Source organism: Candidatus Similichlamydia epinepheli (assembly GCF_003056015.1).
Genome location: NZ_PPEU01000015.1, coordinates 1 through 16,046, shown reverse-complemented (window position 1 = coordinate 16,046; position 16,046 = coordinate 1). Strand labels below are relative to the sequence as shown.

Below are 16,046 nucleotides of genomic sequence, written 5' to 3'. Positions count from 1 at the left end.
GATGTAATTCATGTATCAAGTTCAACTAACCTTGGAAAAAAATTTCTCATATCTTCAAATTGCCTCTGCGGCACTTATGGCATTCGCTCACGGCTCAAATGATATCGCAAACGCAGCAGGACCACTCCTATTGGGAATTAAAGCAATCTATCACCCATCATACGAACATTCAATCTTAGTTAACTTTATCTTACTATGGACCTCAATCGGTATGATAGTAGGACTGGCCACTTGGGGATGGAGAGTAATTCAAACGGTAGGGAAAAAAATAACCGAACTAACACCAAGTAGAGGATTCGCAGCCGAACTCGGATGCGCAATCACAGTACTTATCGCTTCACAACTACAAATGCCAATCTCAACAACACACACCCTAATCGGAAGCCTTATTGGAATCGGGCTTGCACGTGGGACAGGAAATCTAAATATAAGAACAATACAAGGAATCTTCCTGTCATGGATTATTACTATCCCAACAGGAGCGATACTATGCTGGCTGATCTTTTATATGATCAAACCAGCACTCCTATATTTTTGAAAAAAAACAATAGAACTAATAAGCAGCTTCCGCCAGGTCGTCTTCTTCAGCCTCTTCATTGGCATCTGTAACTACGCACCCACTTGTCAAAACAAGACTTGCTACTGAAACGGCCTTGCTTAAAGCAACAACCACCACAGCAACAGGATCAATAACTGCCATGTCAAACAAATTACCAAACTCGTTTGTTAGACCGTTATAACCCCAATTAGGATCGCTACTATCATAGATTTTACCAGAAATTAACGATCCATTCTCACCACAGTTTGAAGCAATTTGCGTAGCAGGAGCGAAACAGGCCTGACGAATAATTCGAACGCCAACAGCAACATCATGAGAAACTTCCTTGAGCAACTTGTCTAAAGAAGGAACAGCACGAATTAAAGCAACACCACCACCAGCAACAACACCACTGGATAATGCTGCCCTTGTCGCATGAAGAGCATCTTCAATCCTGTCTTTTCTCTCACGCGCTTCAGCTTCAGTAGCAGCACCAACGTGAATAACAGCAACCCCATCCTGCAATTTAGAAAGTCGCTCAGCTAAAGCTTCTCTTTCATATGAAGAGTCTGCATTGCCTAACTCCATACGAATCTGCTCACAACGCTCCTCTAAACGAACAGAATCTCCCAACCCATCTACAACAACAGTCTCATCTTTCGACACGCGAACCTTTCCTGCACGACCTAAAACAGAAATATCTACTTCTTCTAAAGAAAGACCAACATCAGAAGAAACAACCGTAGCACCAGTCAAAATCGCTAAATCCTCTAACTTCTGAGTCCTCCTGTCACCAAAGTCTGGAGCTTTTACAGCACAAAGAGGAAGCCCACCCTTAACCTTATTAAGAACCAACATAGCAATCGCTTCAGATTCAATATCTTCCGCAACTATCAATAGAGGACGACTTCCCTTTTCTTCAGAAAAACGCTCTATAAACTTTACTAGACCAGTTACTCCAGAAATTTTCTTCCCAACCAAAAGCAAAAAAGCATCAGAAAATGCACAGACAGACTTTTCGGAATCATTCACGAAATAAGGGGAGACATAACCCTTCGAAAATTGCATTCCCTTAACAACTTCTAAATTGGTTTCAATTGATTTGCTCTCACCAATTGAAATAACTCCTTCTTTGCCAATCTCTTGAATCGCTTTAGCAATAATTGAACCAATCTCAGGATCATTGTTAGCAGAAATAGTCGCAACTTGAGCTAACCTCTCATTTGTCTCTACCTTAGATCCCATCTCACGAACAGCATTACACGCACTATCTAGAGCCAGCTCAAGCCCCTTCTTCAATGCAGAAACATCAGCACCAGCAACAACAGCCTTCATTCCAAGACGTAAAATCTCTTCACCTAAAACAACTGCCGTTGTAGTGCCATCTCCTGAAAGATCAGCAGTTTGAGATGCAATCTCCCTCAGCAACTGAGCACCTACATTCTGCAACGAATCCTTTAATACTATCTCCTTGGCTACAGAAACCCCATCCTTAGTTGTAACTACAGAATTGCCACGACCTATCATCACAGCTCTGCCTTTAGGGCCCAATGTCACGGAAACAATCTGCGATAGGATCCGCGCACCTTCCGCAACAGACTTTCGTGCATCATCACCAAACGTAACGATTTTCTTCTCGACCATAATATAAACCCCGAACGCCTTAAGAAGGTAGAATGCCCAAAATATCCTTTGATGAGACAATCACTAAATCTTCTCCACCAAAATTCACTTCTACCCCGGAATATGGAGCAAGAAGAACGCGAGCCCCTTCTTTTAGCTCACGTATACAGGACACACAATCATCACCGGATGAGCTATCTACTTCCGAACAGCAAACAACAAACAATTCAGAAGATCTTTCTTTCGCCGAATCTGGAAGAAGAATCCCACCTTTAGATTTTTCAGAGACTCTTTTCAAAAGAACACGACTTCCCAAAGGTTTCAGCTTAAACATAAACTCACCACCATCTAGGTGTAATTCTAATACAAATAAAGAAAGCCCTTTCAAAGGAAAGGAACAGCGATTTTAGGCTATAATCTCAATTCCATCAAGGGGGAAAGCAGTGAAATGATAATTCTTTTTACAAAGCTAATAAAAAAATTATTAGATAAATAAAATCTGCTCGAAAATTGGGGACAATATGCAACTCAATCCACAACAACATGACATTATTCTTCACTCTGAAGGCCCCCTACTAGTACTAGCAGGAGCTGGAACAGGCAAAACCACCGTTTTAACAGAAAGATTGTGTAGGCTAACCTTCAATCATCAAGTTCCACCAGAAAGAATTATTGCACTCACTTTCACAAATCAATCAGCTAGAGAAATGAATTTCAGAATTAAAAATAGGGGATTAGAAGGATGTTGGATTGGGACATTTCACCGCCTTGGATGTGAGATATTACGATCATCTCTTCCCAAAACAATATTCACTCAAACAAAAAACTTCTCTCTATATGACGAAGAAGATAGGAAAAAAGTTCGACGAAGAAGATAGGAAAAAAGTTCTTCGAAAGATACTTGAAGAGCAAGAAAGTGACTGCTCGCTATCATTTTTAGAATCTTTCATAAAAAAAACAAAAAACAGAGGTGAATCGATCTTCATACATGATGCTCACGATGAAGTTGGCAAGCTATGTGTTTTATATGAAAAACGTCTGCAAGAAGACAATGCATTCGATCTAGATGATCTTCTTGTGAAACCATTGGAACTTTTCCACAATTGTTCGGAGACATTAAAAAAATACAGACAACATTGGTCCCATTTTTTGGTAGATGAATATCAAGATACTAACGAAGCGCAATCCAAATTACTCTTTCTACTAGGAGAACCAAACTATAACATATGTTTTGTTGGAGACCCTGATCAAGCAATTTATTCGTGGAGAGGAGCAACTATACGCAATATTCTTTCTATTCCGAAAGCACTACCAAATGCTGTCATTTTGCCATTAGAAAAGAACTACAGAAGCACAAATGCAATCTTAAGAGCGGCAAATAGTTTGATATCACATAACAAAGCACGGTTCAACAAAGAACTGTGGAGTGATTTGGGAGAGGGGCCATCTCTTACAGAGTACGTGGCATATTCTGAACTTGATGAAGCATTTCAAATTGCCAAATCTATTTTGGAACTTAATAGAAAAGGTATACAGCTTCGAGACATTGCAGTTTTATACCGAACACACGCTCTCTCTAAACCCATTGAAGATGCGTTACTTTGCAACAGAATTCCTTATATAATTTTTGGTGGGCCGTCCTTTTATCAAAGGAAAGAAATAAAAGACGCATTAGCTTTTTTTAATATTCTTCATCACCCAAAAAATCGATGTTCAGCTGAACGTGTATTGGACTTATTGCCGGGTGTTGGTAAAAAAAGCAGGGATCGAATTTTAGAAACATTAAATGAGACAGAAGACTTTTCTATCTCTTTGAGAAAAGGTCTTGAACCATCTTTTAAAAGCACACCACAACAAAAGTCTAGTTTTTCAGACCTTCTTTCCCTATTCAACAATCTTAACAAAAATCGTTCAGATCTCTACACGATTGCACAAAAAGTCGCGAACTATCATCTCCTGCGATCTAATCTAAAAGATCCAATTGAAGAAAGGATTCAAAATCTAGATGAATTCGTTATAAAAGTGCTTCATTGGCAAGAGCAAGATCCCAATCTATCACTATCTGATTTTCTCACTATGATTGCTCTTACTTCAGGGAAAAAATGGCAAGAAGAAGACACAAATCAAGTACAACTAATGACCATACACTGCGCAAAAGGTCTCGAATTCGATACAGTGTTTCTAATCGGATTAGAAAAAGGGCTATTCCCAGTTGGAGAATCAGATGAACTGGAAGAGGAGAGAAGGCTTTTTTACGTAGGAATGACACGAGCTAAACAGCGACTTATCTTTACTCGATCTCAAAAGAGGACTATTTGGGGACAGACACGCTTTCAGAGTCAAAGCATATTTCTAGACAACCTGATGGGAGCACGAATAGAGAGACATTTTGTTAAGCCTTACTCTATACCCTTTCAACGTTACGAATCTTGATCTCAAAAAGTTTACTTCTTGGCAAATCTTTCCCAACCAAATCTTTTTGGATTGAAAATTGACCATCAGCCAATCCTAAAGCCTCTTCTTCAGAAAGCCTAAAAATCATCCAACGAGCGACTTCCTCTGGAAATTCTTCACGCAATTTTTTCCATGCTAGATCGTATTTTTTCTGCATAAAATAATGCCTTACAAAAGCAAATGTCCAACCAGAACTCACTAAGTAATAGGCAACTTTAATCGAAGAAAGAGAACCATAAAAGAAAAACATCGACGGGCATACCCAAGATAATACCCAAAGAATAGGAACCCATGCCCTTTGAGAAAAAAACGACCCCCAACTTTTTCGTATAAAAGAAGGGGAAAGGGCATAGGCTAAGTACTCATCAAAACATCCTTCTTCGAATGAGGCTCGTGCAGCATGAGACAGCTCGTGAATAATCAACTCATCCAATGAACAAAAGAAGGTAGCTCCTGAGTTAACTGTTACAACTATTCGACCATCCTCAAAAATCTCACAAGAGGCACCATGCCAAGGCCAAAATCCACTATCCTTCTCTTCAACATCAATCCAATCAGGAGAAATTCCCCAGTGCCACTCTAATGTCTCTAAAACAACAGAATGCTTAATGTTAACGGAATGATTCTCGTAGAGAGCTGTTCTATCAGCCCATTCTTGCCACGACTCCATTGGGCCGGGAATAATTCCTTTTTGATCCATTTGAACGAGCCGTTCTTCTCGTGTTTTACTCATACTCAACGAGTCCTGCAAGATTTCAGGCAATAAACTCAAATTTATCTAGAAAAACAAGAGTTGGCAATCTCCAGTTTTGTTCACAGACTCTTGACTACATAACCTCACCACAAACAAAATGTGTTAAATTCGTGCTTACTTAGAGGGACAAAATGCAACAGGACAAAGGGGAAAAATCGAAAAGGCGTACTTCAGCAGAGAAAAGAATTATTCAGGCAGAAAAAAAACGTCAGCTAAATCGCGCTGCAAAGTCTAGAGTCCATACGTCAGTGCGAGCACTCCTTTCATCTATTCAGAGCAAGTCATTGGAGACAGCTTCTAGCAATCTTGACCGAGTATTCAGTTTACTTGATAAAGGGCTGAAAACAGGTCTAAATCGCATGAAGTCAAAGCTATCTAAAAGAACAAACCTTTTGAAGACAACATAATGACAAACAAATGGGTAATACTTTTGTTCTTTGCGTCGATTACTGCTTCGGCCGTCCCATTGTTTGATAGGACAACCAAGAGGGGATCTTTCCAAGCTACGTGGCGTTCTTCAACAGAAAACATCATCACAAGAAATGGCACAAAGCTAGAAATACTTCTTTTCCCTCCTGAGTCAACACCACCTCCTTGGCCTTCTGTCATATTGCTATCTCCTTACGAGGTACAAAAAAACTTCCTTGAACAACTGCTTCCACTTAAGAAAAAAGGATATCTACTGGCTTATCTGATGGTAAAGCCCAGTTTAATGGATCTTATTTCTAAAGAAGTAGTCTTTCAAGATTTGGAAGATGTTTGTTTATGGCTATCAAAAAACGCTGTTTGCAATGGCAATATCGGAATGTGGGGATTTTCAGCTTCGTCCATAATAAATACCATCTTAGGCGGACAAGGCATACCAGGACTGAATTCTATCTATTCCCTCAATGCAAGTCCTCACATGTTAAAAGAGACGTTATTCTTGGGAGATGTTCCTAGAGAAGATGTACGCGATAGCAAGTTAAATTGGATTTCAAGATTTTTTTTAAAAAATTTGTCTTTTGACACGTCGTCTATTATCTTCGATCGGATCAAACCAAAAAATTGGATTACGAATAAACAGCCTTCTACGTTTTATTGTACAGGATGGTACGACTTTTTCTGTCAGGGAACCATAGACCTATTTATCGAACACGGTAACAGATCTAAATCAAAGTCAGCTCTTGTAATAGGCCCTTGGAACCACTTTCCTATTAAAGATTCTTTTCCAATTTTTCAAAACGAAAACAATCTTCCTATTGATTTATCAGCACAAAGTTGGTTCGATCAAACTCTCAAAAATCAAAATACTAAATCAAGGGTTGGTGTTTTATATTATGTTATTCATCCAGAGGATGGGGGTTGGAAACATCTATACAAATGGCCAGTTCCTGTAGAAGAACACGTGTTATTTTTTTCTCGGCCTTCTCTCACTATTGAACATGATCCTGTTAATCTTGTTCCTCTTGTCGGTGGATGGAATTTTATCAACGCCGATTCAGGTCCTATTTCACAGAAAAAAATGCTGGATCATCCATCGGTAGGATCAAGTTTAATTGAGTTCAATCCCAAAGAAAATGTTGTTATTACAGGGAGCCCCACGATTGCTTTTTCATGTGTAGCGGACGAATCGACTGTTTGCATGATCAGGATTTGTCACATTTCTAAAAAAATGGAATGGATACCTGTATCACACACGGCCAAAAAAATCGATAAGGGAAAGAACGAATACATATTAGACTGCTCGCCTATAAGTTTTATGCTTAAACCTGGAGAAAAAATTGGTGTTATATTTTCATCCTCGTGTGAAACCCTTCTCAAATCTTCTTCAAGACCAACTGAGTTAAAGATCTGCTTAGAAAAAGGTAGTATTACTTTACCAATAGAATCAAGTAAGAAGCCTCATCAATCCATCTTCGCTCCTTAATATGACTTTTGAAATAGCAAGTTCTACTTCTGATTTATTTGCCCAAACGGTCATCTTTTTCTTAGCACGTGTCAATGCTGTATACAAAAGCTGTTGACTCAAAAGTTTAGAGCTAACTTTAGGAAGAACAACCACAACATGATCAAATTCACTACCTTGTGATTTATGAATAGACAGACACCATCCATACTTTAAATCACGAGAAGACAATTCGTGTTTGAATAAAATTTCATCATCTTCACGACAGAAAATAATAACTCGATTTTGAGAAAGAGGATCCAAAGTGGAAGTATCTATACGAACAATCCCTTGATCTCCATTGCAAAGACCTTCCGAAGTTAAATTTTTAATCACCATAACAGGAATATAAAAAGATTCTATTCCTTGTTTACGAGCCAAAAAGATAACCCAAGAAGTAATAAATAAATTAGCCCCGTCACTTCCCATGTCACCAACTCTGAGTGGGACTAAAATCTTAAACTTATCTATCAAAATGAAAGCTTCCCGTTCATTAACGGTCAGCCACATCTTAAACCAATCTCCAAAGAGTTTCACAATTTCCTGTGGCCAAGTCGATCTAACACTCTCTTCAATCCAATGAAGGGAAGAATCTTTTTTTAATATTTCAAAACACGACTCAACATCTCCCAAAAGGACGTTCTTTGTAAGGGCACTTAAACCCTCAGTCTCCATACGGATAAATGTTTCTAATTGAGTCAAAAGATCGTGCTTCTTTCCCCATTCTACCAACAACGAAAAAGCACCACCCATTTCTACAGAAGGAAGCTGATTCACATCTCCCATAAGAAGCAGGCGAGCACCTGTAGGAATAGCTTCTAAAAGATAAGAAAATAAATGTGCATCAATCATTGAACATTCATCTAGAAGAACAAAATCGTAAGGAATAGGATTCAATCGAGAGTGAAAAGGGGCATGTGTAGAAAGCCCTAAAACACGATGAATCGTTCCACAAAAACATCGCTCAGCAGTGTGGAGCCTTTTCTTTAGTGAAGATACAGCTTTGCCTGTAGGAGCAAGAACAGCTACACGAAAACCAGATTTAATAGCGTGTTCAATGATAGTAACCGCCGTGAAGCTCTTACCTGTTCCAGGTCCACCAAGCAAAAAATAAACATGATGTTTCTGAACAGATTCAAAGCAAAACTGTTGTTCATAATTTAGTTGTATTGGAGTTCCTACTTGTTTCCATTCAAGAACATTAGATGCTTCATTCAAACGAGTTAAAGAGAATATAAATGAATTCAAGATCCCCATAAAACGTGGAAGAAGAAAATAATCTTCCACTTGGTAAAGAAGAAAATGAGAGTACGGCGCCCAAGTATGACCAAGCCAAGATGGTGGTGACTCAAATCTAACAGAACGAATAGACTCCTCCCACCTATCTAATGTCAAATTATCTTCGTTCCACTTTTCCTCTTCTACGACATCGTATGCTGAAGGAAAGACTTCTTCAGAAGTTACTCTAACACAAAAATATCCTGCACAAGCAGCTTTCAAAACAAAAGAAAGCAAAGGATGAAATTTTATACTTGATTGGTCCCACTCCCTAGCTAATTTAATAGCACGCTTCTCTAAATAGGAAAGACAAGTAAGCCATGTAGGTTCTGAATCGCTATTTCCCATCGAAAAACAATCCATTTTCTGCTCTTAGGAAAAAAAGGAAAGAGCCACCAAAACTGTGGGAAGATCCTATCAATTTTTTCCTCAAGGCTTGAGAGTACAAATCTATCTGTTCTTTATACGAATATTCAAAGCAACATTTTTTAAGTTGATCCTCAGAATAATCAGAAGGATTATCTCCTAACCAATTAGACTTCCAATCGAGTAGAAAAATAACACCATCCTTCTCGAATAATAAATCTATAGCTCCTGTCCATAAATCTCCCTTATAACGCACATTGCTCATAGAAAAAGAGAGTTCTGTAACACACTTATTAGGATGAATTTCTTCTAATGAAAAACCTAAAGAAGGAAGAGGCAATTTAAAAACTTTATCCAAAAGTAAAAATAAATCCTCTTGATCTTGCTCACTCATAGGATATGGAGATCGTGTAAAAGCCATTTTTTTCCAATTAGAAGTGATAGATCCGCGAGATATAACCATATGAGAAAGAATATCATGTAAAAATTTACCAACAAGTCTTCCTCTAGGGATTTGCATCCAATTAGACCAAGATTGAGATGACCCCTTAAAAGATTCTTTCTTCGTTATAAAATTACGATGAGAGCGAGTAAACGAATCACGAAAAAGAGACGGCTTCCATACAACGCAAGATTCACTTTTGGTAATAAGACACCTATCGAAAGGTAGAGTAGAATCTTGTAGAATAACTTTCTTTGCTAGAAGGTCATATTGAAGAAGAAATTTATTAAATGGTTCAAAAGAGCCTTTTTCAATCACATCATATAGATCAGAATAAGAGGCATCAATCTCTCCAAACCTAGCAGCAAATAGCTCAATAGGTGCAGCTGAACCACGTTTCAATTTTCTACCAGTTTTCTTAATAGAAGGTAGGGGGACGAAAAGATGCTCTTTAGCACGTGTCATAGCTACATAAAGAAGTCTAAGCTTTTCTGAGTCATACTCATCAAGATGATCCTTTAATTCATGGCCATACAGAGAACTGCCGATAACACTTACTATTTCTCCGTCAGACTCAACTTGTACCCAAGAATCATCAAGTCCACGACTAGTAGCCCTATCAGCTAAACCAAGAGCAAATACGGTATCAAACTCTAACCCTTTAGAAGAGTGAATAGTTAAAATCTGTATCGCTGGATATAATGCATCAAAAGGAAGTGTTCCTGTCAGAGATTCCTTCCCAGACATTAATCTTAAAACCCAATTCATCAACTCGGTTTGACTGTTTTTTTCCCTTTCAAAAAGAGCAAATATAAGCTGTTTCCAAATTAGACGTTCACGGAGAGAAGTATTCTTTTCGAACCAATTTAGAACAGTCTCTCCCTTCCAAAGGATTTGAAAAAATGAAGCAAAAAATAAAGAAAAATTATCCTGATGCCTTTTATATAAGTTACTTTCAAATATACACTTCAACTCTAGCCAGGAAGTTTTCTGATAAAAGGATCCCCAATCAAATCCAAAAAATGGAGTTAATAATAATCTAGTAATACTGGAAGATGCACTATCCCAAATCGCATTAAGTATAATCCAAAGCCAACATGCCACTTGTTTAGTTTCATCTGGAAAAATTCTAGAAACATGAACGGGAATACCATGCATCTCTTTAAGCAGATCTCTAGCCATAGAATGACGAGAAACTAACACCGCAATCTGACTAGGACATATACCTTGCTGCAATCTATTTCTAATCCTAACGGATATTTCATGAAAAAGATTCTTCCAAGTGCCATCCCATGAAAGAAAATGTACACGTTGTTCCGGAGTCGGATCTTTATGGTGAGCATTAATCACAATAGGGTCAATAGACTGGCCCGTCTTAGGAAGAAACATCCAATTAGGCGAAGCAGAAAATAGTAAATTAAGAGTCTCAACAAGTGAAGATTTAGAACGAAAATTTGTCTCTAAAGTATAACTCTCTGATAAGGCTTTGGACGCTTTAAAATATGTGTAAACATCGCTTCTGCGAAATGAATATATAGATTGTTTTGGATCTCCAACAAGCACAAAACGATTTGGAGATGGGTTGAAAAATAACTTTTCAAAAATTTTCCACTGAATAGGATCCGTATCCTGAAACTCATCAATAATAACGTAAGAAAACTTCTGTTGACATTCTTTCAAAAAATTTTCTTCCGACCCTATTTTATCTATAAGTTTGGTTAGTAATGCATCAGGTTGTGCCCCCTGATTCGACTGAATAGACTTCCACCAAGAAGACGACAAAAGATGAGATAAAAGACGAGATAGAAATATTTTGCCATGATTGAAGCATCTGAATTCACGATGAAATTCTCGTTTCAATTTATCAACCCAATCAAGATCAATCTTGCCAAAATAAGACTTGAGAAGAGTCTCAGATCCTATGATGGATAAAAATTTTATAATTGCTTTCAGCTCTTTCAATTGGATAGTTTTAGATTTAAGGGCTCGCAGACCATTGAAAAGGATAGATCTTTTGTTTTTATTAGAAGAGAACCCTAAGAAGGGAAATCCAGAAGACCTATAACTTTCCCAAAGGACAGCAGGAGAAAGATTCCATTCTGAAAAACGAGTCCTGATTGCATGTAAAGTTTGCTCCCAAGATATTTCTCGATGAAGTAATGGGTAGACACTTTCTTCGTCCAAAAGATCTTGATAAATACGATTAGATGAGAAAAACCACGACTCTTCAATTAAAAAATCCCATTCTTCTTCTCGAAGAGGGAAATTACTTTTTCCTAAATTTGAATAAAGATAACGGGAAAGATATGTAGGACCGATTCTGTTCACCCAATTCGTACGATCAACCATAGAAGGAAGATTAGAAAAAGGATCTTGCTGAAGCAGAAATTGACAAAATCCATGAATTGTAAAGATTGATAATCTATCTACGCTCTCTAATCCCATTCTTAGAAAACGCTGAACAGATGCTTTAGATCCTTTTTCAATATGATCTAGAATGTATTCCGGTAGATTACTACATCGATCACAAGCAGACAATTTACCATAAAAAAAAGATATTGCCTTCCTGATACGAATAGACAATTGTCGAGATGCTTTACGAGTGAAAGTCATAATCAGTATCTCTTCTGGACAAGTTCCTTCAAGAAGGGCCCTCAAAAAGAGATGTTCAATAGAAAAAGTTTTCCCTGTCCCAGCAGATGCTTCTAAAAGGAAAGATCCAGATGATTTAAAAGATCGTGAAAGAATGTCAAATTCCTTATTCAAACATTCTCCTCATGTAATTTAGAAAAAAGATCTTTAACTCCTTCTTCAAAAGTAATTACAAGATCTTCCCATCCAGACTGAAAGATCTTTGCACGTTGATGAGATGTGATAGATTCCTCCAAATTATGGATTAACCAATTAGGCATTGTTGCTGGCAAACTCGTAGACCAATTATGGCTTTCCCTTGTACGACTAAAAAAAGGCCACGGCAAAAGACAAGTAGATCCTTGTAAGCAAAGCAAAAATAGCTTTTCTAAAAGCTTTTCAGACTCCTCAAAAGAAAATATTACAGGATGACCACTCCAAGATCGAATTTTTCCTTCAAAACCAAAGCAAGGAACAAGAAGCCTAAATGCTAGTAAATCGGCTAAGAAGGGGAGTATAGAACGAATCGATTCTAAAGCACCCTCTGGCAAGGTAAGACCATTGGAATCTACTTTTAAATCATGCGAGAATGATCCGGTTACTCTCTTACTACCAACAGAAATAGCTGGAAATAAATATCTATCACCTTCAGATCTTTCTGGAGAACGTAGAGCATCTGAACAAATAACTTGGTATTCAGAATGCCTAATTTGACTCAACATAATTCTTTCTTCGAATGATGCGAAAGATAGAGGCCATGTCGCTTGGATCCAATCATGCGCGTATTTTCTGTTTTGTTCTCTAACTCTTTTAGCGGCAAAAAAATTCTTGGAACGAATATTAATCGAATCAAACGGATGAACATCTTTTATTCGTAAAATTTTCTTTAAAAAGAAAATAGCTGGATTACGTAGGAACAAGCGCATATCTTCAAGTGACATAATTGAAGAAAGTGTAACAAGTTCAAGCCACCCTCTTGGTTCTCTGCATCTCATAGGATATATATCTTTGTCAGAAAGAGAGTGAATTTGATGAAAAGAAGAATTCTCTGGTAAAGGCCTGACGTCAACACCGCACTTTCCCAAAAACGTCAAAAATTCATCTAAAACAGACGAAGAACTGTTCTCTTCCAAACTTTGACACTCTTTAGAATGTGAATAGAAAAGAATTAATCTATCTTGAGCAGCACATATAGATTCAAGGAAAGCATATCTGTCTACACTAATTGAACACGGCTCGTACTCCAAGAAAACTTTCCCATTCATCCACTTATGTCCATCTGATCTAGGGAAAAAAGACTCATCCAATCCAATTATTAGCACCACTCGATAAGGAATTGATTTCATAACAAGAAGTGGGGCAAAAGATACTACATCGATAGCATCACTACCTTTCCACCCTTCGAAAAGATGTGCTGCCTCTTGCGAGAGCCTCTCCCATAAAAGATCAGGATCTACATGTGTAGAAACATCGCCCCAGTGCCACTGTTTTTCACAAAGGAACTCTTTCAATACGGTAACAACTTCTTCTTCCCCATCGAGCAATGGGAATAGTTCAATATATTCTATAAGAAGCTTTACCCAGTAAGAAGGTTTGTTTCTATTTCTGAACAAAAAATGAGATAAAAAATTGATGCCTTCATCCAGCCAAGAGAGGAGTCTATTAAGGCATTGTGAAAGCTGTAAAAAATCGACTATTGGAAGGCAAGGAGTAGCACTATTCTGAAAGGATGGTGGAAATGGTATACAACCACCGGGGTGGTGAGGAAAACAAAAAAGAGAAAGAACAAGACTAGATGAGACTTCTTGCCATGTCTTGCCCCGATCCAAAACTGACCCATCTGGCGAGAACAAAGCTTGATGTTCCTTATTGACACCCCAGAACAAAGGTTGGCGTTCTATCAGATCCAAAACCTTCTTCCACGTACTTATATCTATTCCAAGACGCTCATTCCAAGACGTTTTCGAAAGAAAATTGAGAAGATCTTCCTTTCCCCATGAACTAAGAACAAGGTCCATCCAACTAGAAAAAGCAAAAAAAAGATGAGATCGTTCCAAATTCATTGACCAAATGCGTATTCCGATGTCCAGTTCTGGTGAATTTGAGAAGGCTAAAGATATAAATGACTCAAACCGTTCCAAGTCAGGAGCCAAAACAATAATCTCGTCTGGCTTAAAGCCATCCTTGATAGCAGTTTTTATCTCTTCACGTACAAGTGTGATCTGACTAAATGCGTCAGGAGCACAATGAACTCTCAAGCTAGTATCATTCCTATAGGGGATTACACCTCGTGAATTTATTTTTAGCGGGATGGAAAGAAGTAAACTCTCCTTTATTCTGTCCAGAAGAGATGGATCTCTATCCCCCCAAATGATTTCATCTGAAAAAATATTCTGACAGAAATGGGACTGTCTGGCTGAATGAGGATAGATCCCCTTAATCGATGCACCGTATTCCTCAAGCGAATGAAGAAAGGTTCTAGCCGTCGACCCATAACAGGTGAGAAAAGGATGAGAATCATCAAATGATTGCCCTATTTCATCTATTTCTTGATCAGAGACACCCTTCTTTATGAGGCGGCGGAAGATAAAGTTTTTCCTATTCAAGGAATTCTCATCACCCCAAAAAGAGGCAGACGGGGAAAAGACATAGAGAGTCAATTCGATTGAATGAGAAATCCACTGCAAAAATTCGAGCTGAAATGGAGATAGCCAATCAACTCCGAATATATAGATACTGTCACCCAAAGCTTCTTTTGCACAAATTGCTTGAGGATCAGACTCCCTCCATTTCTCAAAACGGTCCCTTCTTGTCTTACCATCAAGGCAAAGACGCCCCCATAGAGAACTGTGGTGTTTTTTCCAGACCAAGCAGCGCTGATAAGATGGCATTTCACCAAGAGATCTAAGAGCCTTATCAAGCGTCGCATAAAGATTAACCCTGCCACATGGAGGAGGGAAAGATCCGTCCTTGGAAAGATCTTTTACAGTCTCTGCAACATCCCAAAAAAGCTCTTCCCTGATCTCTTGGTTGTGGAATGCATCAACTTTCGAAAAAAGGGAATGTATGCAGTGATAGTCTAGCCCCCAGGACAAACCGTGATTTCTTGCCAAGTAGAGATCAAGCCAAAGCGACATGGCACGACCGTTCGAAAAGATAATAGATTTTAAAATAGAAGAGCGATTTCTAGAATGTTCAAAAAAGAGACTAGCAAGAGATCCCAGATCATGACTAAAAAAACAGTTCCAGAATGGGGGCATAGAAATAATATCTCATATAGGAATTGCATTAATGATTTAGGATCTGCCAATCCGTTCTATATAGAACTTAACAGTTTCGTCCTGGCTATTGAACGGGTTCTTTGGAGTATTAACTATGATTAAGAACGAAACGATACGTACGAAGAAGAATATCTGGCCTTTTGTGACTTGTCAGTTTCTCTCCACTTTCAATGAGGAAATACTGAGAATGTTTGTTTCTCTATTTCTTCTTGGAAGCAGTCACAAGAAATACGCATGTAAAGTCAGCTCTATTTCCCACATTGCCTATTCCTTACCTCTCTTTCTCTTATCAGGAACTGCAGGAGTCATTGCAGATCAGTTCGATAGGGCACGTACATTCCTCTTGGCTAAAAGATTTGCTCTCTTATCAACCTTGCTGACAGCGCTCTCTTTTTATTTGGACAATCCTATTCTGTCTCTTCTATCTCTATCTGTTTTCTTCTCTCATGTCGCAATACTAATTCCTGCAAAATATAGCTTAATTCCTGAGATAGTCCCAGTTATACACATCGCAAGAGTTAACTCTTTTTTTTCTATAATTGGCATCGTTGCTGGTCTTATTGGACAGCCTTTGGCGGCATTTTTGATACAAGTGACAAACAAATCTTTCTTCAGTTGCTCATTGATATGCTGCTTAACAGCCTTACTAGAAGTTCTTCTCAGCCTTAAATTGCAAAGTGCTACCCGAGATTCAATTAAAATGGCAAATATTAGCTTGTCTCCTTTAAAAAATATTTTACGTGTTTTCAAGG

General features: G+C 38.2%; 12 protein-coding genes. 6 read left to right on the top strand and 6 right to left on the bottom strand.

The window, feature by feature from the left end:
- Nucleotides 1-10: 10 nt before the first annotated feature.
- Nucleotides 11-538, top strand: a complete 528-nt coding sequence (locus tag GCCT14_RS01665) for an inorganic phosphate transporter (RefSeq protein WP_108623950.1) — start codon at nucleotides 11-13, stop codon at nucleotides 536-538.
- A gap of 15 nt (nucleotides 539-553) precedes the next feature.
- On the opposite strand, the gene groL is transcribed toward GCCT14_RS01665, so the two are convergent.
- Both groL and GCCT14_RS01655 read right to left on the bottom strand, forming a co-directional pair.
- Nucleotides 554-2,182, bottom strand: coding sequence for a chaperonin GroEL (gene groL, locus GCCT14_RS01660; RefSeq protein WP_108623949.1), 1,629 nt, complete (start codon nucleotides 2,180-2,182; stop codon nucleotides 554-556).
- A 19-nt stretch (nucleotides 2,183-2,201) separates the two neighbouring features.
- On the bottom strand, nucleotides 2,202-2,495 hold the full coding sequence (locus tag GCCT14_RS01655) for a GroES family chaperonin (protein ID WP_108623951.1): 294 nt from the start codon (nucleotides 2,493-2,495) through the stop codon (nucleotides 2,202-2,204).
- Nucleotides 2,496-2,682: 187 nt separating this feature from the next.
- Between GCCT14_RS01655 and GCCT14_RS01650 the strand changes: the two genes are divergently transcribed.
- Nucleotides 2,683-3,039 carry a UvrD-helicase domain-containing protein gene (locus GCCT14_RS01650; RefSeq protein WP_108623948.1) on the top strand — a complete coding sequence of 119 codons (357 nt, stop codon included), beginning with the start codon at nucleotides 2,683-2,685 and terminating at the stop codon, nucleotides 3,037-3,039.
- Nucleotides 2,999-4,594 (top strand): ATP-dependent helicase, encoded by a 1,596-nt coding sequence (locus tag GCCT14_RS01645; RefSeq protein WP_108623947.1) that lies wholly within the window; start codon nucleotides 2,999-3,001, stop codon nucleotides 4,592-4,594. The genes GCCT14_RS01650 and GCCT14_RS01645 overlap by 41 nt, the downstream gene beginning before the upstream one ends.
- Here GCCT14_RS01645 and GCCT14_RS01640 read toward each other — a convergent pair.
- A complete protein-coding gene (locus tag GCCT14_RS01640) occupies nucleotides 4,566-5,348 on the bottom strand; it encodes a hypothetical protein (RefSeq protein ID WP_157952466.1) in 783 nt (260 codons plus the stop codon). The two genes, GCCT14_RS01645 and GCCT14_RS01640, sit on opposite strands and share 29 nt — an antisense overlap.
- A gap of 152 nt (nucleotides 5,349-5,500) precedes the next feature.
- Between GCCT14_RS01640 and rpsT the strand changes: the two genes are divergently transcribed.
- Both rpsT and GCCT14_RS01630 read left to right on the top strand, forming a co-directional pair.
- Complete coding sequence (rpsT, locus tag GCCT14_RS01635; protein ID WP_108623945.1) at nucleotides 5,501-5,776, top strand: 30S ribosomal protein S20; 276 nt, start codon at nucleotides 5,501-5,503, stop codon at nucleotides 5,774-5,776.
- A complete protein-coding gene (locus tag GCCT14_RS01630) occupies nucleotides 5,776-7,278 on the top strand; it encodes a CocE/NonD family hydrolase (RefSeq protein ID WP_108623944.1) in 1,503 nt (500 codons plus the stop codon). Before rpsT ends, GCCT14_RS01630 begins: the two co-directional genes overlap by 1 nt.
- Here GCCT14_RS01630 and GCCT14_RS01625 read toward each other — a convergent pair.
- The 3 genes from GCCT14_RS01625 to GCCT14_RS01615 are packed head-to-tail and all read right to left on the bottom strand — an operon-like array spanning nucleotide 7,240 to nucleotide 15,273.
- Nucleotides 7,240-8,937, bottom strand: coding sequence for an ATP-dependent DNA helicase (locus GCCT14_RS01625; protein ID WP_108623943.1), 1,698 nt, complete (start codon nucleotides 8,935-8,937; stop codon nucleotides 7,240-7,242). The genes GCCT14_RS01630 and GCCT14_RS01625 overlap by 39 nt on opposite strands.
- On the bottom strand, nucleotides 8,912-12,148 hold the full coding sequence (locus tag GCCT14_RS01620) for a UvrD-helicase domain-containing protein (RefSeq protein ID WP_108623942.1): 3,237 nt from the start codon (nucleotides 12,146-12,148) through the stop codon (nucleotides 8,912-8,914). The genes GCCT14_RS01625 and GCCT14_RS01620 overlap by 26 nt, the downstream gene beginning before the upstream one ends.
- Nucleotides 12,145-15,273 (bottom strand): exodeoxyribonuclease V subunit gamma, encoded by a 3,129-nt coding sequence (locus tag GCCT14_RS01615; protein WP_108623941.1) that lies wholly within the window; start codon nucleotides 15,271-15,273, stop codon nucleotides 12,145-12,147. Before GCCT14_RS01615 ends, GCCT14_RS01620 begins: the two co-directional genes overlap by 4 nt.
- A gap of 115 nt (nucleotides 15,274-15,388) precedes the next feature.
- Between GCCT14_RS01615 and GCCT14_RS01610 the strand changes: the two genes are divergently transcribed.
- A partial coding sequence (locus tag GCCT14_RS01610) for an MFS transporter (RefSeq protein ID WP_157952465.1) occupies nucleotides 15,389-16,046 on the top strand: 658 nt, incomplete at its 3' end.